Origin of the sequence: Agrobacterium radiobacter, from assembly GCF_040801995.1 — a bacterium.
Classification (GTDB): Bacteria; Pseudomonadota; Alphaproteobacteria; order Rhizobiales; family Rhizobiaceae; genus Agrobacterium; species Agrobacterium radiobacter.
Window position 1 is genome coordinate 1,387,002 of sequence record NZ_JBEGHX010000002.1, and the last position, 16,004, is coordinate 1,403,005.

Here is a 16,004-nt window from a genome sequence, read left to right on the forward strand (position 1 = left end):
TTTGTCAGGAGGATATGCAATGTCCGTAAATGCTGTAACCAAAGACCGCCTCATCGAGTGGCTGACAGATGGCAAGGAACTTGCCGTTCTCGACATTCGCCCCGCAGAAGAGGTGGGATATGCTTCCCCATTGTTTGCGACCAACCTTCCGGCTGAAAGGCTGGATGCGGAAATCGACCGTTTCATTCCGCGCCCTGTCGTGCGAACCGTTCTGGTGGATGATGGCAAGGGAAGCGCAGAGCAGGGGGCGGAGCGGCTTGCCGCCAGGGGCTGGAGCGATATTCACTTTCTGCGCGGCGGAATTCCGGCATGGATCGAGGGCGGCCTTGACGCCCTGCCGACATTCGATATTCCCGGCGTTCCTTTCGTCCAGAAGGTGAGAAGCGAAAAGAACACGCCAGTGGTTTTCGCCCGTGAACTGAAGGCGTGGCAGGAAGCTGGCGAGGATGTTGTCGTCATCGACACCCGCACAATAGCGGAATATGAAAAGGCGCATGTGCCGGGCGCCATCGGCGTACCCGGTGCCGAACTTCTGCTGCGTTTTCCCGACCTCGTGATATCACCCAAAACACGTGTTGTCGTCTCCTGCGCGGGCCTTCCCCGCGCAATCCTCGGGGCGCAGACATTGATCGACGCTGGTGTTGAAAACGATGTCAGCTATTTGCACGATGGCACGCGCGGCTGGACGGATGACGGGTTTGAGCTGGAAACGGGGCGTTCGCAAACATATCCGTCCGCCAGCGATGATGCGAAAAATATCGCGAAGGTGCGTCTGGAGACCTTCTCCCGGCAAGACGACCTGCAGTTCATCGATCGCGCCACGACCGAAACATGGCTGCGGGACACGGCGCGAACGACCTATCTTCTCGATGTGAGAACACCGGAAGAATTCGCAGCCTCTCACCTTAAAGGTTCGATTTCCTCGGAAGGCGGCCAGCTTCTCGGTGTTGCCTATCGCACCATTGCCGTGCGCGGAGCACGGGTCATTCTGGTGGATGATCTGCTGGGCGCCCGCGCGCGCGTTGTTGCTCATTGGCTGAAACGCCGGGGCTTTGAAATCGCCCTTCATCTGCACGACTTCGAACAGGGTGTCGAGGCGGCGGCCGCATAGGTTTCCCAGACGGTAGATGTCACTCGATCGCCGCCGCGCCTCTCCCGTTTCATGAGGAGCCGATTTGAGCCTTCGGCAGGCGCGGCGATGAGATTGCCAGGGGCAGCGCTGTCACAACGACAGGCATGATCAGTGCGGACCATGCCGCCCCATAGCCGAAATGATCGACCAGAAGACCGAATATGTAGGGGCCGATTGCCATGACCCCCAAACAGATGGTGGAAGCGAAGGCAATTGTCGATGCTATCGAACCTTTCGGCGCACTTTCGGCGATTTGCAGAAGGTAAAGCGGAAACCACCCGATCCCGAATATTCCGAGCACGGCGAGCACGAAGAGGACAATGGTTGGCGCAGTGCCGATGGGGAGAGCCGCGAGGATTGCGGCAGCGCCTGCGGCAATGACGGATACCAGGCCGAACGATTGGGTGCGCAGTCCGGGCCGGAAGCGGTCGCTGAGCCATGGCAGCAGAATCCGGCCGGGAATGCCGGCAAGCTGTGTTGCGGCAAACATGGACGATGCGGCAAAGAGGCCAAGCCCCAGCCCATCCGCCATGAAGCCGATGATGTGTGCGGTGAGGGTGAATTGAAATGCCGACATGGCGATACCAAGCCGCAATACGGGCCAGAAGCTCGAATTCTGCCCGACCTCGTGGATAAGTTTTCCCAGGGAAAGCGGGCGCTCGGTTTTAGCGGCGACATCGCCTCCTTCGCGATAGAGGCCCCAGAAGAGTACGGCGCCCAGGACGGAAACACCGGCGCAGAGCCATGCCGCCGCGTGCCAGCCGTAACGGACCGCCATGAATGGCAGGAGGGCGGCTGCGATCATGGTTCCGAAAGGAACCGCGGCCTGCCGAAACCCTGTCGCTATGCCACGTTTGGCGGGGGGGAACCAGCGCATGATCGCCCGCGTGCCGCCCGGTTGGACCGCAGCATAGGTGCCGCCGAGAAATGCGATGCACAAAAGCAGCGCGGGCAGGCTGTTTGCGAATGCCGCCGCGCAAGCCATCGCGAGCGCCATGCCGAGCATGGCAATGCCGACGATGCGGCGCTCGCCGTGAATGTCGATGGCGCGGCCGAGCGTGAACATCGTCACGATCTGAACACCGTTCATGACGGTCACGGCCAGTGATGCGGATGCGAGGGAAATACCGAATGCTTCCCGCCAGAAGGGCACGAGAATGTAAATTCCCTGCGATACGAACGAGCCTGCGGTTTGCGTCGCGACTGCCACGGCAAGGACTGCCCAGATCCGGCTGTCGGTGGCGGGTGCGGGCGAGGAAATCTGTGATGACACGAAAAGCTCCTATCAAGGGTTTTCGTGCAATAGCGCTCGCGACTATCAGATAGAATTAGGGGCTTGCGCATTTCAGCGATAACAGCTTGTTATGCAAAACATGCGCTCATTGGATCCCGAGGCCGTCGAGGCTTTTCTTCTTGTTGCCGAACTGCAGTCGTTCACACGGGTTGCAGGGGTGATGAACACATCACAGGCCGCTATCTCCCTGCGCCTGCGCCGGCTTGAGGACATGCTGGGGCATCGCCTCGTCGAACGGACGCCGCGCCGCGTGCGTTTGACGGCCGCCGGCGAACGCTTTCTGGAGCCCGCGCGTGCTTATGTCGCTGCCGGCCGCCGTGCGCTTGATGTCTTTGGGCAGGAGCCGACCCGTCTCGCGATCGGTTTCACGCATCATTTGATTGGAGCCGACCTGCCTCGGATACTCCGGGTGATCAGCGAGCGCGAGACGAGCGTTACGCTTCATCTGCGCACGGCCGGCACCCGGACCCTGCTTGAACTCTACGATGCCGGCGAGCTCGACGCGATCGTCGTGTTGCGGCATGATGATATCCGCCGGGATGGCGAGCTGCTGTTTCAGGAAAGCTTCGGCTGGTATTGCAGCGCGGATTTTGATCTGCCTTCGAACGCGCCGGTGCCGCTGGTGCTGCAACCCGAACCCTGCAATTTGCGGGCCATGGCCCTTCGGGCGCTGGAGGCGGCGGACATCGCATGGCGGGAGGTATTCGTTGGAACTGGGGCAACGGCGGTAGGGGCGGCTGCCGAAGCCGGGATCGGCGTCGCACTGCTGGCGCGGAGTGTTGCGCCTGCCGGTCTGCGTGAGGTGAGGGACGGCCTGCTCCCACAGCTCTCAAAGCTGAATGTGGTAATGATTTCCGCGGTCACGGGCGATCACGCGAACGCGGTGCTGCGACGGATCACGCGGGCATTTCAGTCGCCTCGAACCTGAAATGCTATTTTCGAATTTCGAACGAGACCACAATAAGGCGGCCTGAGATCACAGCGCCTGTATCCAATCGTGACCCGGGTGAAGGCGGTTAAGGCAGTCTTTGAGCCATTGTCGTTCCGAAAGAGGTAACCCTGGCTGGGCTCTTGCGAAGTCTTCCTCATCCTTGGTGCGTCTGTGCTTCGCCTTGAACAGAAGCACGGCGGAGGGATTAAGGTGAGGAATGCCGTCAGCGCTCAGCGACACCATTTCGATACGGGGCCGCGTCATTTCCGGATTTCTCTTGTAAACCCAGGTGTCATTCGTTCCCGGTTCGATCATCATATCGGCGCGCCAGCATCCGGCAGCGCGATCGAAGCACCAGATCTGGAAAATCTCGGGAGCCGGATCCCGATCCGCCGGTAACGGTTCGATAACGCCATCGTTGACGGTGTAGAACGCCATGGAACCCAGCTTCCGGCGAAAGATGCCCAAATCTTCACGCAGGACCGTGAACTCAAGATCATCGTGCTCGCGTGTCTTGCTGCCCAGCCACAGGTCGAGAGCCCAACCGCCGACAACGCACCATGGCCTCGATACACCGTCCAGTCGCCGTGACAACTGGGCAGGGCTCCACGCGTCCCAGGCATCCTGGTCCGGTATAGGCGGGTGATCATTCATAATATGCGGTCACTTTCATTCAATTCTCGTGCTGTTGCTTGTTTCCTGATGGCGTCAAGCCCCGCGTTTCAGCAGTCCGGCCAGAAGCTTCAGCGCTTCCGTGAGATCGTCGAAGGACGGGCCGCCGAGGCAAAGGCGAATGCCGCTCGCCTGATCATCGGGATTAACAAGCATGGCTTCCGGAGGGGTCAACTTGATGCGCATTGCCGCAGCGGCGAATGCGAAGCGATTGGCGGCGTCGTGTTCCATTGGCAGCCAGACGTTGTATGCATCGGGATGCGAGCCAAGCTGGTTCGTGCCGAGCAGGGAAATGGCCAGGCTGGAGCGCCGTTGGGCCTCGTGGCGCAAATCGCGCTGGATCGAAGAGATGATGCCGGAGGTCAGCCAGTCCTCAACCACCGCGCAGGAGAGTGCGGATGGGGCCATCGGCATGTCCTGCAGAAGGTCTTCGGCGGTTTCGTGCAGACCGGCTGGTAAAGCAAGGACGCCGATCTGCAAGCCGGGGCCAAGGGACTTGGAGAGCCCGTTTACATGAAATGAGATTTCAGGAGCCAATGACGCCAGCGGCGGCAAGGTTTCCGCGGATGCCGCATAAACACCGTCCTCGATGATCCACGCGCCCGCCCGGCGGCAAATATCCGCAATGACCTGCCGCCGCGCCGCCCCCATGGTAACGGTTGTCGGATTATGCAGGGTCGGCGTCAGATAGATTGCTGTGCAGTCACTCGATGGGGTGCCATCCAGCGCCGCCGCCAACGCTTCCGGCACCATGCCTTCGGCATCGATTTCGACGCCCTGCATCCGGTAACCTTTCCGCCGGGCCAGCGCGATGGCGCCGGGATAGGTGATCCGTTCGGTCAGGAGCAGGCCCTTGGGGCCGCAGGCGAGATCGAAGGCCAGGGCCAGCGCCTGACGGGCGCCGCTCGTCAGCACCAGATGTGAGGGATCGATGGTGAGACCCTGCGTTTCGAGCCAGCGGGCCAGAAGGCGGCGGTGTTCCAGATGCCCTGCGGGCGGGGCATAAAGATTGATATGATCCGCATCGATCCTGCGCGCGATCCCCGTCAGGGTCTTTGCGAGAATGCGGGCGTTGAGCGTGGCCGGTGGTGCGTTGGACGAGAGGTCAATCTGCCGGTCGTTATGCGCCTCCTGGATCGCCACGAATGTTCCCCGGCCCTTGACGCTGCGTGTCAGCCCGCGCCGTTCCAGAACGGAATAGGCTTTTGTCACCGTGCCAAGGCCCACTCCCAGTTTCCACGCGAGATCGCGATGGGCTGGCAGGCGGTCACCGCCCGCCAGCCGCCCCTCGATGATGTCGTCGGCGAGGGCAAGCACCAGCCGTTCTGCGGCATTCGCCTCAATGTCTGCAAGACGGGGAGTCCAGGGGGATTGCAGCAGCACGTTCATACCTTCGATAAAAGTGTCACGTTACACTATTTCAATAAACAGCAAGTGTAACACAGGCTATGACGAGGCTGATTGATATCCACACTTTACGGAGGGCGGCCTGCCATCCTGCCGGCGCGCTTAGAGGATCAAATGTTCAGCCATGTAACCGTCGGAACGCGTGATCTTGAGCGGGCGGAACGCTTTTATGACGCCGTGCTTGCCCCGCTCGGTCTGAAGCGGCGAACCGTGAGCCCCGATGGCGGGCCTGCGGCGCTTTGCTGGGTGAGGGCGCAATCCCCGTTGCCCCGTTTTTATGTCTATCAGCCCTTCAATGGCGAACCGGCAACAGTTGGCAACGGCAGCATGGTTGCCTTTCTGGCGCCGTCGACAGAGGCGGTGAGTGTGGCCCATGCCGACGGCCTTGCGCATGGCGGCACGGACGAAGGAGGCCCGGGGCCGCGGCCGCATTATGGAGAGGGCTATTTCGGCGCCTATCTGCGTGATCCTGACGGCAACAAGGTTCACATCGTGCATCGCGGAGACCTCCAGCAATAGTGCTTGGGGAAACCTGTCCTGTTTCCGGAGAAAGTCAGAATGATCGCCAGCCAGATCGCCCTCGTTTACGGCACCTATATCGTCGCCACCGCCAGCCCGGGCCCGAGCAACATGGCGATCATGGGAACGGCGATGCGTGACGGCCGTCTGCCCGCCCTTGCTTTGACGGCTGGCGTCATCACCGGCTCGCTGTTCTGGGCGATCCTGGCGGCGACGGGCATGTCGGCCGCGCTGGCCGCCTATGCCCAGGCGCTTTTCGTCATCAAGATATTCGGCGGCGTTTACCTGCTGTATCTGGCTTTTCGAGCGGGCAGGTCGGCCATGAAGCCGGTCTCCGACTTTGTGAGTGTGGATACCGGGCGCGCGACGCCGCGCTATCGGGCGCTCTACCGGCAGGGTCTTCTCATGCATATCGGAAACCCGAAGGCCATCATGGCCTGGATAGCGATCATGTCGCTGGGGTTTCGCGAGGACGCGCCTGCGGGCATGTTGCCGGCGATCATTGGCGGCTGCGCCATTCTCGGCGTTATCGTGTTCGGCAGCTATGCACTTCTCTTTTCCACCGCCTCGATGATTGCGCTCTATACCAGATTGCGGCGCTGGATCGAATCCGTGCTTTCCGTGGTATTTGCCGCCGCCGGGCTGAAACTGCTTCTCTGGCAGAACTGACAGCCCCACCATCCGCGTTGCCGATTAATCCCAACTGAAAGAGCCATGTCATGAGTTTTGCTATCCATATGATCGATGTATTCGGCTCCGGGCCGCTTTCCGGCAATCCGCTGGCGGTCGTCATCGGTGCTGATGCCTTATCGACGGATGAAATGCAGCTGATGACGCGATGGTTCAACCTTTCCGAAACCACCTTCCTGCTGCGGCCCACCAATCCGCAGGCTGATTACCGGGTCAGGATATTCTCGCTGGACAGGGAGTTGCCCTTTGCCGGGCATCCGACACTGGGCAGCTGCCATGCCTGGCTCTCCGCCAATGGCATGCCCGGGAACGAAACGGCGATTGTTCAGGAATGCGGCGCCGGGCTGGTCACGATCCGGCGCTCGCATGGACGGCTTTCTTTTGCCGCTCCGCCGCTTATCCGTTCCGGCGCGCCGACGCCCGCCGAGCTGGAGGATGCGCGGCAGTTTTTGGGGATCGAGGCTTGCGACATCATCGATGCGGCATGGATCGACAATGGTCCCGGCTGGCTCGGGATCAGGATGGCGTCCGCCGAAAAGGTGCTTGGCATCACCCCGGCCCGCAGCTGGACCCACCACATCGATATTGGCGTGGTTGGCCCTCATGCGAAAGGCGGCGAGACCGCCTTTGAGGTTCGCGCTTTCTTCAGCGATCATCTGGGCACCATCGTTGAAGACCCCGTCACCGGAAGCCTCAACGCCTCATTGGCGCAATGGCTGTTCGCAACGGGCGTGGTTGGCGAAGACTATGTCGCGGCGCAGGGAACGCGCCTTGGCCGCCATGGCCGTATCTACCTTACCCGCGATGATGCCGGCCAGATATGGGTCGGCGGCGAAACGCGCACGCATGTCGAAGGCCGTTTACTCGGCCTTTGAAAGACAGATGAAAACGAGGTGACTTTGATGAATAGCAGTGTTTACCGCCCTATTTCCGAACGCGTATTGGCTGATGATTGGGGGCGGCTGACGAAGTATGAATATGAACTCCAGCTGAGGGACGGAAGCTGGCAACGGCAGACCCGGGAGGCATATGATCGCGGCAACGGGGCGACATGCCTGTTGTACAATCCTGCCAGCGACAATGTCCTGCTGACCCGTCAGTTCCGGTTGCCGGTTCTCCTGAATGGCGGTCTGGAATCGCTGATCGAGACACCGGCGGGGTTGCTGGAAGGCGCAGACCCGGCGACGCGAATGCGTGCGGAGTTGATCGAGGAAACCGGTTATGAGGTTTCCGAACTTATGCATCTGTTCGATATCTATATGAGCCCCGGATCGGTCACGGAATATCTCGCCTTTTTCTATGGCGAATATGCCGAGAAACATAAGGTTGGGGCAGGCGGCGGTTCAGCGGACGAGGGCGAAGACATCGATGTGCTGGAAATCGCCTTGCCTGAGGCTATGCGCATGATCACCCGCGGCGATATTCGCGATGCCAAGACGATCATTCTGCTCCAGCATCTCGCTATCCGACTTTTGCAGGAAAAGGCCACGGCACGCTGATCCTCGCCTCCGGATTTATCGATCCGGGACAGGTGCCGATCATCCTCTCATGGTTTGCCGGCAACAATGCTTCCGATCCGGCGCGACAGCGCCGGATCAACCCGATCATCGTTTTTGAAGTTCAAAAATACGAAGGAGTTTCAGCATGGATATTGCGCCGCTCAGCCCCGTTCACGCATCCACCGCATCGGCAATAGATACCTTGAAAATGCTGGTACGCTACAAAGCCTGGGCGAACGGGTTGACGTTCAGAAGCGTGATGGACCTGCCGGAAGGTGAAGCCCTTCGGCAGCGGCCGACGCGGTTCGGAAACATGGTGCATACGCTGAACCACGTTTATGTGGTGGATGATATTTTCAGGCATCATCTACAAGGAAAGAAACACAGCTACACCGCCCGCAACACCGACCATACGCCCGCAATTGGCGAATTATGGGAAGCCGTTCAGGAAATGGACCGCTGGTATGTCGATATGGTCGACACCTGGTCAGACGGGGATCTCGCGAAAGCCGTTCATTTCGAATTTGTCGGAGGAGGAGAAGGCGTCATGACCCGCGAGCAGATCGTGCTGCATATCGTCAATCATGGCACCTATCACCGCGGCTTTGTCGGCGACATGATGTATCAGGTGCCTTTTACGCCGCCGTCAAACGATCTTCCCGTCTTCATCAGGGATCACTATCGCGGCGCTTACTTAGCGCTTGCGCATCGTTTTATGCCCTTTGCCGTCGGTGCTATCACCGGGCGAAAAGATTGGCGGCCATATAGTCTACAAATGCTCTGACTTTTGGAGAAAGATATCGATTGGTCGGCCAGAGGACGCGGAAGGTCCCTGTGTCGGCCATATAGTCGTCCAGCAGCGATACCAGTTTCCCGTCAGCGACTTCGGACGTCACGGCGAATGACGGCAGGCATGTTATGCCGAATGAACGTTCCGCAAGGTAGATCAAGGGTTCCAGCGTGCTCGCAACGGTGGCGACCGGCAGATCGATCCTGATCTCGCGGCCTTCGTGAACCAGGGGCCACGGCTCAAGCTTTCCGGAATTGGCGAAGCGATGGTGAAGACAGCGGTGCCGGACAAGATCTTCCGGAATCTTCGGGCGGCCATGCGCCTCCAGGTAGCCGGGCGCCGCCACGATGCTGTGCCTGAACGTGCCGAGCTTGCGGCTCATCAGCCGTGTGTCCCTGATCTCGCCGGTTCGGATGACGGCGTCGAATCCCTCTTCGATGACGTCAACCAGACGGTCTGTAAAATCAAGGTCGAGGCTGATTTCGGGATATGCCTCCATGAAGGCGGATATCGTCGGCATCAGCAACATGCCTGCCAGCGGAAGACTGACACGCAGTTGCCCGCGCGGAACGGCCTGCGATCTCGATAATTGCGCCTGCACGGTCTCATATTCCGACTGGATGCGCCGGCAGGTATCGAGGAAGAAACTCCCGTCCTCCGTCAGTGCCATGCTGCGTGTCGAGCGATTGAACAGTCTTACGCCCAGCTCCTCCTCCAGACGTGCAATGGCTTTTCCGACGGCGGATCCGGAGATGCCGAGACGATGCCCGGCGGCCACGAAGCTTCCCGCTTCCGCCACCTGAATGAATATGCCGAGGGTTCCGAGCTTGTCCATGATGTCGTGATTAAGGAATTTTTGTCCGGTATGTCGAGAATAGCAGCTCGTTTATCCGCTATTTTCCTTCCGATATCCAGATGTCGTCGCGGCTGAAATGGCCCGAAGCTTCAAATGGAGATAATTCATGGAAACGAAACCTATCGCAGCTTTTGCGGGCTCGCCCGCTCCCACGACCTTTGTTGTCAACGTCATTCATGCCCATCCGGGAAAGCAGGACGAAGCCTTCGCCATCATTCAGGATGTCGTCCACTATGTTGCCGAACGAAAGGAAGGGTTCCTCTGGAGCAGCCTTGCGAAAAGCACCGACGGAGAGACGGTCGTTAATGTCGAGGCCATTCAGGGAACCGGCAATGTCGACGAGTTCTTTTCCGATCCGCAATTCGTCGAAAAATTCCGGAAACTGGACACCGTCTCCAGAAGCGAGTTCCACACATATACGGTCGGCGATCTGGTCCTGCCAAAGCCCGTGGCTGTGTGACAGATAGAGCGACGTTCGGCTCTGAAAATGTGCCGGTCAGGCAGCGGCCGGGGGGCTTCCCCCGGCATTGGAGAGAGATGCCGTCGCCGGTCCGTGGTCGAAGCATTCGATCAGCATTTCAGTGAGAACCCGGATTTTTCTGACGGGATGTTGCCCCGGCGGTCTGACGACATATATCCCGGCCGGGGGCGGCGGATGACGTTTCATCACCTGCACAAGCTCGCCTGAGGCCAGATAATTTTTAACAAGATCGTAAGGCAGCACGGCGACCCCCAATCCGGCTGCTGCGGCGACGGCAAGAGCGACCCCGTTATCGGCCTTGAACCGTCCCTGCGGGCGAACGGTTATCACCTTGTCGCCATCCATCACCTGCCAGGTTTCCGTTCCCTGCATGAGAGCCTGATGGGTCACGAGTTCCTCCGGTGTCTCCGGAGAGCCGTGGACCTTGATATAGTCGGGGCTGGCGACGAAAATGCCGTAGAGGGGGCCGACGCGTCTGGCGACGAGGTTGGAGTCTGGAAGGGTGCCGACCCGGATCGCACAATCGTATCCTTCTGCAATCAGGTCCACGAAACGATCAGTGTAACAGGTCTGTATCTGGAGTTGAGGATGACGGCGCGCCATCTGCGCAATCACCAGCGCGAAATGCGTTGGGCCGAAGGAAAGCGGCGCAGCAATCCGCAGGCGGCCACGGAGCTCACCAGCCGGAAGGATTGTCTCTCTGGCGACGTCGATTTCGGCTGAAATCCTCGCCGCATAGTCGCGGAAGGTTGCGCCCTCCTCCGTCAGGGAAGCACCGCGTGTGGATCGGGCCAGAAGCTGGACACCAAGCTCCGCTTCAAGCCGCACCAGCCGCCGGCTGACCATCGATTTGGAGATACCGAGCCGCAGCGCGGCCGCTGTGACGCCTCCCGCATCCGCAACTTCGACGAATGTCCTGATATCTTCGATATCCATTCAAGCGTTCCCCATTCTGCGACACAGCTTAGCACGGACAAGGACTACCGCATCAGAAACGGGAATGACAAGTTTCGTCCCGCGGCAACGCCCAAGGGGGTGCATGCCTTTTGCGCAAGCGCGCTTCAATAAACCACCAATATAGGATGAACCCATGACCTTTCGTAACGGCCTTGATTCGCTTCTCCGTCCCGAAGACTCGGTCCTCGTTCTGATCGATCACCAGCCCTATCAGTTAGCAAACCTGAACAGCCATGATCCGCAAGCTGTGGTCAACCTCACGACCGCGCTGGCAAAGCTGGCTAAAGCTTTCAATGTTCCGACCGTTCTCACCAGCGTGATCGCGGCGCGCGGTGGACTTCTCTTCAAGCAGATTACCGACGTGTTCCCCGGCCAGGAGGTCATCGACCGCACCTGGGTGAACACCTGGCAGGACGAGAATGTGGTGAACGTCGTCAAGGCGACCGGCCGCAAGCAACTGATCATCGCGGGCCTTTGGACCGAGGTCTGCGTCGCAATGCCCGTCATCCAGGCGGCCGGCGAAGGCTGGGACGTGACCGTGATCACCGACGCGTCGGGCGGGATTTCGAAGGAGTCTCACGAAGTTGCCATCCAGCGAATGATCGCTGCCGGCGCGAACGTGATGACCGTGATGGCGCTTGCTGGCGAATGGCAGCGCGATTGGGCGCGCACCGAGCATGTCGAGGAACTGACCGAGATTCTCATTCAGCACTTCGGCGGCAGCGGCATCGCTTATCTCTGGGAGCAGCAGCTTCTCAACACGCCGGCGCCGACCACAAAGGGCGGACACTAGAACCGGCAGGGATGGCGGGCGTCTGTCGGCCCGCATCCCGTCCTCTCCGAATATGCGGATTGACCCCTTCTGAATTGAGCAAGGCGTGCGGCCGCGACGGTTCCACTGTTGCCTCGACGCGGAAGGGGCTCTCCATTCGCAGCTGCATGGCACCGCCGGCGCAATCCCATGAGAAAGGGAGGCGCCGGCGGTGATCCCTTGCTTATCGGCGCGCGCATCGGACATACTGGCTCCTGAACCAAAAAGGCCAAGGGCAAGACGAAGCCAGAGATGCAAAGCTGGATCGCGGAGCCATGCGAGGAGATGGACCCCATGAACACGCGATTCCTCGAAACTTTCCTCTGGGCAGCACGATTGAGCAGCTTTTCGGCGGCTGCGGAACGTTTGCACACGACGCAGGCGTCGGTCTCCAACCGGATTGCCGCGCTGGAGCGTGAGCTCGGTGTCGTGCTGTTCACGCGCGATGTGCGCTGCGTCAACCTGACGCCCGCCGGTCGTCTGGCGCTGCAGCATGCCGAAAAGATCGTCAACCTCACCGGCGAGTTCCGGCAGATCGTCAGTAACCGGGAAGCGTTGAGGGGCACCGTGCGCATCGGCGCTGCGGATACGATCGTGTACGCCTGGCTGCCGCTGCTCATCCGCCGCATGAACGAACAATATCCCGGTGTCAGCCTCGATCTGACCATCGATACCAGCCTGAAACTTTCCCAGCGCATCCAGAACGGCGAGGTGGATGTCGGTTTTATCATGGGGCCGATCATGGCGGCGGATATCTACAACTCACCGCTCTGTACCTTCGAATCCTGCTGGGTCGGCGCTGTCGAGCTGCCGCTGCCGGAAACGGGCGTCACGCTCGAAGATATCGCGCATTTTCCGCTGCTTACCTTCTCGACCGGGTCGCAGCCGCACCAGGCATTGCGCGCGCTTCTCGATTCCCATGGCCTGTCGGATAGCCGCATCTATAATTCCAATTCGCTGTCGATCATGACCCGGCTGGTGGCGACCGCCGTTGGCGTGGGCGCGCTGCCGCGCGTGCTGGTGGACGGCATCATCAAATCGGGCGAAGCGCGTATTCTCGACATCACGCCGCCGGTGCCGCCCCTTACCTTTCACACGGTTTACCAGGAGCGCGGCGACAATGCGCTCGCCCGAGCCATCGCCGACATGGCGACGGAAATCGTTAGTGAAACCACCACTCAATGGATGACCGCTGCAGCTTAAATTTTATGCTGCAGCGCAAAATGATTAATCCATAAGCTTATCTTATGGGTTTCGATAGAGTTTTTCCGTTTGTCAGGAAAACAGTTCCCGTTCTTAATTCTCCTCGCAACATGAGAGGAGAGCAACGTGAAAGTCTCACTTGTTCAAATGAATACCCAGAATGACAAGGCAGAAAATCTTAAGGTTGCTGCCGATTTGATTGAGAAGGCGGTCAAGGCGGATAATCCAGACCTTGTTGTTCTTCCTGAGTACTTTGCATTTCTTGGAGATAATCCTCAAGAGATGCATGAAAGCGGCGAGGAATTTCCCGGTGGTGAAATCTATACGCTGCTTTCGGGGCTCGCAAAGAAACATGCGATCACGCTCCATGCCGGTTCCATCGTCGAGAAGGAAGGCAACCGCTTCTATAATTCGACACTCGTTTTCGGTCCTGATGGCAAGCAGATTGCCCGTTACCGCAAGATTCACCTGTTCGACGTCGATACGCCGAGCGGCATCAGCTATCGCGAATCCGATTCCGTTGCCCGTGGCGAAGAGGTCGTGACTTATAAGGTCGGTGACAAGACGGTTGGTTGCGGCATTTGCTACGATATCCGCTTCCCGGAATTGTTCCGCGCCCTGCGGGACAAGGGCGCAGATGTCATCGTTCTGCCAGCCGCCTTCACGCTGATGACAGGCAAGGACCATTGGGAGGTGCTGGCTCGTGCCCGCGCCGTCGAAACCCAGACTTATTTCCTCGCTGTCGGCCAGATAGGCGCCCACGCGGGTGGCAAGAAGGCCTGCTGGGGTCATTCCATGGTCATCGATCCCTGGGGCCACATCGTCGCCCAGTGCTCTGACACTGTCGGAACAGCGGGGGCTACCCTCGATTTCGACTATTCGGCCAAGGTGCGCGCCAACGTGCCGGTGGCAAACCACCATGTTCTCTGATCGGAGAAAGACCTGATGTTTATCGTCAACCCCATGCCGGAACAGATCAGCACCGACATTATCGAGCTTCTTGAGAAGGTCGAAGTCGCAACGATTGGTCATGTGCTTCACTCCGGCTTTGTCGATCCTGAAATCCGGGCCGTTCTTCCGGCCAAGCGCGTGGCGGGCACCGCCGTCACCCTGCGTATCCCGAACGCGGATTCGACCATGCTCCACTACCTGACGCAACTCGTGCGTCCGGGCGATATCGTCCTCATCGACCGTTGCGGTGACACCCGCCACGCCTGCTGGGGCGGTGTCATCACCAACACGATGAAGATGGCTGGCGTCAAAGCCGGCGTCGTTGATGGCCCGGCGACTGACTTCTCTGAGTTCACCAAGGTCGACATGCCCATGTGGTGCCGCGGCCCGTCGCCGATCACCACCAAGATCCTTGGTCTGGAAGGTGCGATCAACATTCCGATCAGTGTCGGCGGCCAGGTGATCAATCCGGGCGATGCGATCCTGTGCGATGAAAGCGGCGTCGTCGCCCTTCATCCGAGCCAGGCGCGCGCCATGGCGGAGCGCGCCATCGGCATGCAGGAAGCTGAACTCGTGCTTCTGGAACGCCTGCGCAACGGCGAGAAGCTGCCTGATATTTCCGGGGCCAATAAATTTGTCCAGGCCAAGCTCAGCGCCTGACACAATCTTACGGGTGGCGGATCCGTTCGCCACTCCCAATAACAATAGAGGAGAACAGGACAATGAAGAAAACGATACTTCTGAGTGGGATTCTCATGCTTGGTGCGGCCGCCCTGCCGGCGCACGCCCAGCAGACCGTAACGTTCCTCGGTTATAGCGGCCTTTTCCAGGAGCGTTACACCAAGGCCGTCATCGAGCCTTTCATGGCCGCCAACCCTGACATCAAGGTCGACTATTTCCCGCAGCAGGGTTCTGCCGCCATGCTTGGTTCGCTACGCGCCCAGAAGGCTGCGCCGCAGGCCGATATTGCGCTGATGGATGTTTCTGTCGCCAAGACCGGCACGGATGAAGGCCTGTTCGACAAGATCGATGAAAGCGTCACCAAGAATGTCGCCGACCTCTATCCGAACGCCCGCTTCGAGGGCGTCGCAGGTGTTGGCGTGACCTTCGACAACCTCGTTCTCATCTACAACACCGATGCAATCAAGACCGCACCGGACAGCTGGAATGCCCTGAAAGACAGTGCCTTCAAGGGCAAGGTCGCCATGCTGAGCGCTCCTGACATCGTCGGTATCGGCACGACCATCATCATGGACCACATGAATGGTGGCACCAATTTCATCAAGAATATCGACGCCGGCATCAATGCCATGGCGGAAGTGGCGCCGAACATCCAGACATGGGAACCGAAGCCGGAAGTCTATCCGAATGTCGTCAATGGCCAGGTGTCGCTGGGCGTGGGCTGGAACGCCCGTAGCCAGGTGAATGCCGATGGTTCCAAGGGCAAGATGAAGGTGGTTCTGCCGAAAGAAGGCACGATCCTGCAGATCAACACGCTCAACCTCGTCAAGGGCGGCCCATCGTCCGAGGCGGCCCGCAAGTTCGTTGACTATGCGCTGAGCCCGGAAGCCCAGGCCGCCTTTACCGCCGCCATGTATTATGCGCCGACCAACGCCAAGGCCACGGTCGCTGCCGATGTGAGTGATCGCACGGTCGCCAAGGCGATGGACAAGGTTATCCCGGTTGATTGGATCGGCCTCTCGAAGGTTCGCGACCAGATCACGCAGGACTGGCGCCGCAAGGTAATCCCGCTCAGCCGCTAAGGCTTTCGCGCCCGGCGTGAAAAATGGCAAGACTTCCGCATCCCTCCG

General features: G+C 59.5%; 18 protein-coding genes. 13 read left to right on the plus strand and 5 right to left on the minus strand.

All coding sequences use genetic code 11. The annotated features are described in order from the left end of the window. Positions 1-19: 19 nt before the first annotated feature. Complete coding sequence (locus MRBLRC7O_RS20190) at positions 20-1,111, plus strand: rhodanese-like domain-containing protein (protein WP_111817609.1); 1,092 nt, start codon at positions 20-22, stop codon at positions 1,109-1,111. Between the two features lie 49 nt (positions 1,112-1,160). Here MRBLRC7O_RS20190 and MRBLRC7O_RS20195 read toward each other — a convergent pair whose 3' ends face one another. After that, complete coding sequence (locus MRBLRC7O_RS20195; RefSeq protein WP_111781653.1) at positions 1,161-2,405, minus strand: MFS transporter; 1,245 nt, start codon at positions 2,403-2,405, stop codon at positions 1,161-1,163. Positions 2,406-2,496: 91 nt separating this feature from the next. Between MRBLRC7O_RS20195 and MRBLRC7O_RS20200 the strand changes: the two genes are divergently transcribed. After that, positions 2,497-3,354 carry a LysR family transcriptional regulator gene (locus MRBLRC7O_RS20200; protein WP_111820498.1) on the plus strand — a complete coding sequence of 286 codons (858 nt, stop codon included), beginning with the start codon at positions 2,497-2,499 and terminating at the stop codon, positions 3,352-3,354. Positions 3,355-3,402: 48 nt separating this feature from the next. Here the strand turns inward: MRBLRC7O_RS20200 and MRBLRC7O_RS20205 are convergent, their stop codons facing one another. Both MRBLRC7O_RS20205 and MRBLRC7O_RS20210 read right to left on the minus strand, forming a co-directional pair. Further along, positions 3,403-4,011, minus strand: a complete 609-nt coding sequence (locus MRBLRC7O_RS20205; protein WP_111820497.1) for a nucleotidyltransferase domain-containing protein — start codon at positions 4,009-4,011, stop codon at positions 3,403-3,405. Between the two features lie 54 nt (positions 4,012-4,065). After that, positions 4,066-5,418: an aminotransferase-like domain-containing protein gene (locus MRBLRC7O_RS20210; RefSeq protein WP_162690738.1), complete on the minus strand. Its 1,353-nt coding sequence runs from the start codon at positions 5,416-5,418 to the stop codon at positions 4,066-4,068. A gap of 132 nt (positions 5,419-5,550) precedes the next feature. On the opposite strand from MRBLRC7O_RS20210, the gene MRBLRC7O_RS20215 reads away from it, so the two are divergent. The 5 genes from MRBLRC7O_RS20215 (at position 5,551) to MRBLRC7O_RS20235 (ending at position 8,928) form a co-directional block, all read left to right on the plus strand. Next, on the plus strand, positions 5,551-5,955 hold the full coding sequence (locus tag MRBLRC7O_RS20215) for a VOC family protein (protein ID WP_111820496.1): 405 nt from the start codon (positions 5,551-5,553) through the stop codon (positions 5,953-5,955). Positions 5,956-5,994: 39 nt separating this feature from the next. Further along, positions 5,995-6,624, plus strand: coding sequence for a LysE family translocator (locus MRBLRC7O_RS20220; protein ID WP_111820495.1), 630 nt, complete (start codon positions 5,995-5,997; stop codon positions 6,622-6,624). Positions 6,625-6,674: 50 nt separating this feature from the next. Then, entirely contained in the window at positions 6,675-7,520 is an 846-nt protein-coding gene (locus MRBLRC7O_RS20225; RefSeq protein WP_111820494.1) for a PhzF family phenazine biosynthesis protein, read from the plus strand. A gap of 27 nt (positions 7,521-7,547) precedes the next feature. Beyond that, complete coding sequence (locus tag MRBLRC7O_RS20230; protein ID WP_035212736.1) at positions 7,548-8,144, plus strand: NUDIX domain-containing protein; 597 nt, start codon at positions 7,548-7,550, stop codon at positions 8,142-8,144. 145 nt (positions 8,145-8,289) lie between these two features. Then, positions 8,290-8,928, plus strand: a complete 639-nt coding sequence (locus tag MRBLRC7O_RS20235; RefSeq protein ID WP_367727557.1) for a DinB family protein — start codon at positions 8,290-8,292, stop codon at positions 8,926-8,928. Here MRBLRC7O_RS20235 and MRBLRC7O_RS20240 read toward each other — a convergent pair. Beyond that, positions 8,882-9,769, minus strand: coding sequence for a LysR family transcriptional regulator (locus MRBLRC7O_RS20240; protein ID WP_112488678.1), 888 nt, complete (start codon positions 9,767-9,769; stop codon positions 8,882-8,884). The two genes, MRBLRC7O_RS20235 and MRBLRC7O_RS20240, sit on opposite strands and share 47 nt — an antisense overlap. Before the next feature lie 127 nt (positions 9,770-9,896). On the opposite strand from MRBLRC7O_RS20240, the gene MRBLRC7O_RS20245 reads away from it, so the two are divergent. Further along, a complete protein-coding gene (locus tag MRBLRC7O_RS20245) occupies positions 9,897-10,250 on the plus strand; it encodes an antibiotic biosynthesis monooxygenase (protein WP_003504280.1) in 354 nt (117 codons plus the stop codon). Positions 10,251-10,286: 36 nt separating this feature from the next. Here MRBLRC7O_RS20245 and MRBLRC7O_RS20250 read toward each other — a convergent pair whose 3' ends face one another. Continuing rightward, complete coding sequence (locus MRBLRC7O_RS20250) at positions 10,287-11,207, minus strand: LysR family transcriptional regulator (RefSeq protein WP_099087048.1); 921 nt, start codon at positions 11,205-11,207, stop codon at positions 10,287-10,289. Between the two features lie 154 nt (positions 11,208-11,361). On the opposite strand from MRBLRC7O_RS20250, the gene MRBLRC7O_RS20255 reads away from it, so the two are divergent. The 5 genes from MRBLRC7O_RS20255 to MRBLRC7O_RS20275 all read left to right on the plus strand — a co-directional run bounded on the left by MRBLRC7O_RS20255 (position 11,362) and on the right by MRBLRC7O_RS20275 (position 15,956). Continuing rightward, positions 11,362-12,021 (plus strand): hydrolase, encoded by a 660-nt coding sequence (locus MRBLRC7O_RS20255; RefSeq protein WP_020813041.1) that lies wholly within the window; start codon positions 11,362-11,364, stop codon positions 12,019-12,021. Between the two features lie 312 nt (positions 12,022-12,333). Beyond that, positions 12,334-13,242 carry a LysR family transcriptional regulator gene (locus MRBLRC7O_RS20260; RefSeq protein WP_003504286.1) on the plus strand — a complete coding sequence of 303 codons (909 nt, stop codon included), beginning with the start codon at positions 12,334-12,336 and terminating at the stop codon, positions 13,240-13,242. Between the two features lie 147 nt (positions 13,243-13,389). Further along, the gene (locus tag MRBLRC7O_RS20265; protein WP_367727716.1) at positions 13,390-14,172 is read left to right on the plus strand and encodes a carbon-nitrogen hydrolase family protein; all 783 of its coding nucleotides are present in this window, start codon (positions 13,390-13,392) and stop codon (positions 14,170-14,172) included. Between the two features lie 15 nt (positions 14,173-14,187). Then, entirely contained in the window at positions 14,188-14,853 is a 666-nt protein-coding gene (locus tag MRBLRC7O_RS20270; protein WP_111820491.1) for an RraA family protein, read from the plus strand. Positions 14,854-14,915: 62 nt separating this feature from the next. Next, positions 14,916-15,956: an ABC transporter substrate-binding protein gene (locus MRBLRC7O_RS20275; protein WP_367727560.1), complete on the plus strand. Its 1,041-nt coding sequence runs from the start codon at positions 14,916-14,918 to the stop codon at positions 15,954-15,956. Positions 15,957-16,004 lie beyond the last annotated feature (48 nt).

Bases quoted from the DNA above. Each gene is read 5' to 3' on its own strand.
- MRBLRC7O_RS20220 (WP_111820495.1), top strand. From the start codon at position 5,995: ATGATCGCCAGCCAGATCGCCCTCGTTTACGGCACCTATATCGTCGCC.
- MRBLRC7O_RS20265 (WP_367727716.1), top strand. From the start codon at position 13,390: ATGAATACCCAGAATGACAAGGCAGAAAATCTTAAGGTTGCTGCCGAT.
- MRBLRC7O_RS20240 (WP_112488678.1), bottom strand. From the start codon at position 9,769: ATGGACAAGCTCGGAACCCTCGGCATATTCATTCAGGTGGCGGAAGCG.
- MRBLRC7O_RS20270 (WP_111820491.1), top strand. From the start codon at position 14,188: ATGTTTATCGTCAACCCCATGCCGGAACAGATCAGCACCGACATTATC.
- MRBLRC7O_RS20250 (WP_099087048.1), bottom strand. From the start codon at position 11,207: ATGGATATCGAAGATATCAGGACATTCGTCGAAGTTGCGGATGCGGGA.
- MRBLRC7O_RS20225 (WP_111820494.1), top strand. From the start codon at position 6,675: ATGAGTTTTGCTATCCATATGATCGATGTATTCGGCTCCGGGCCGCTT.
- MRBLRC7O_RS20200 (WP_111820498.1), top strand. From the start codon at position 2,497: ATGCAAAACATGCGCTCATTGGATCCCGAGGCCGTCGAGGCTTTTCTT.
- MRBLRC7O_RS20210 (WP_162690738.1), bottom strand. From the start codon at position 5,418: ATGAACGTGCTGCTGCAATCCCCCTGGACTCCCCGTCTTGCAGACATT.
- MRBLRC7O_RS20235 (WP_367727557.1), top strand. From the start codon at position 8,290: ATGGATATTGCGCCGCTCAGCCCCGTTCACGCATCCACCGCATCGGCA.
- MRBLRC7O_RS20275 (WP_367727560.1), top strand. From the start codon at position 14,916: ATGAAGAAAACGATACTTCTGAGTGGGATTCTCATGCTTGGTGCGGCC.
- MRBLRC7O_RS20260 (WP_003504286.1), top strand. From the start codon at position 12,334: ATGAACACGCGATTCCTCGAAACTTTCCTCTGGGCAGCACGATTGAGC.
- MRBLRC7O_RS20215 (WP_111820496.1), top strand. From the start codon at position 5,551: ATGTTCAGCCATGTAACCGTCGGAACGCGTGATCTTGAGCGGGCGGAA.
- MRBLRC7O_RS20245 (WP_003504280.1), top strand. From the start codon at position 9,897: ATGGAAACGAAACCTATCGCAGCTTTTGCGGGCTCGCCCGCTCCCACG.
- MRBLRC7O_RS20190 (WP_111817609.1), top strand. From the start codon at position 20: ATGTCCGTAAATGCTGTAACCAAAGACCGCCTCATCGAGTGGCTGACA.
- MRBLRC7O_RS20255 (WP_020813041.1), top strand. From the start codon at position 11,362: ATGACCTTTCGTAACGGCCTTGATTCGCTTCTCCGTCCCGAAGACTCG.
- MRBLRC7O_RS20230 (WP_035212736.1), top strand. From the start codon at position 7,548: ATGAATAGCAGTGTTTACCGCCCTATTTCCGAACGCGTATTGGCTGAT.
- MRBLRC7O_RS20205 (WP_111820497.1), bottom strand. From the start codon at position 4,011: ATGAATGATCACCCGCCTATACCGGACCAGGATGCCTGGGACGCGTGG.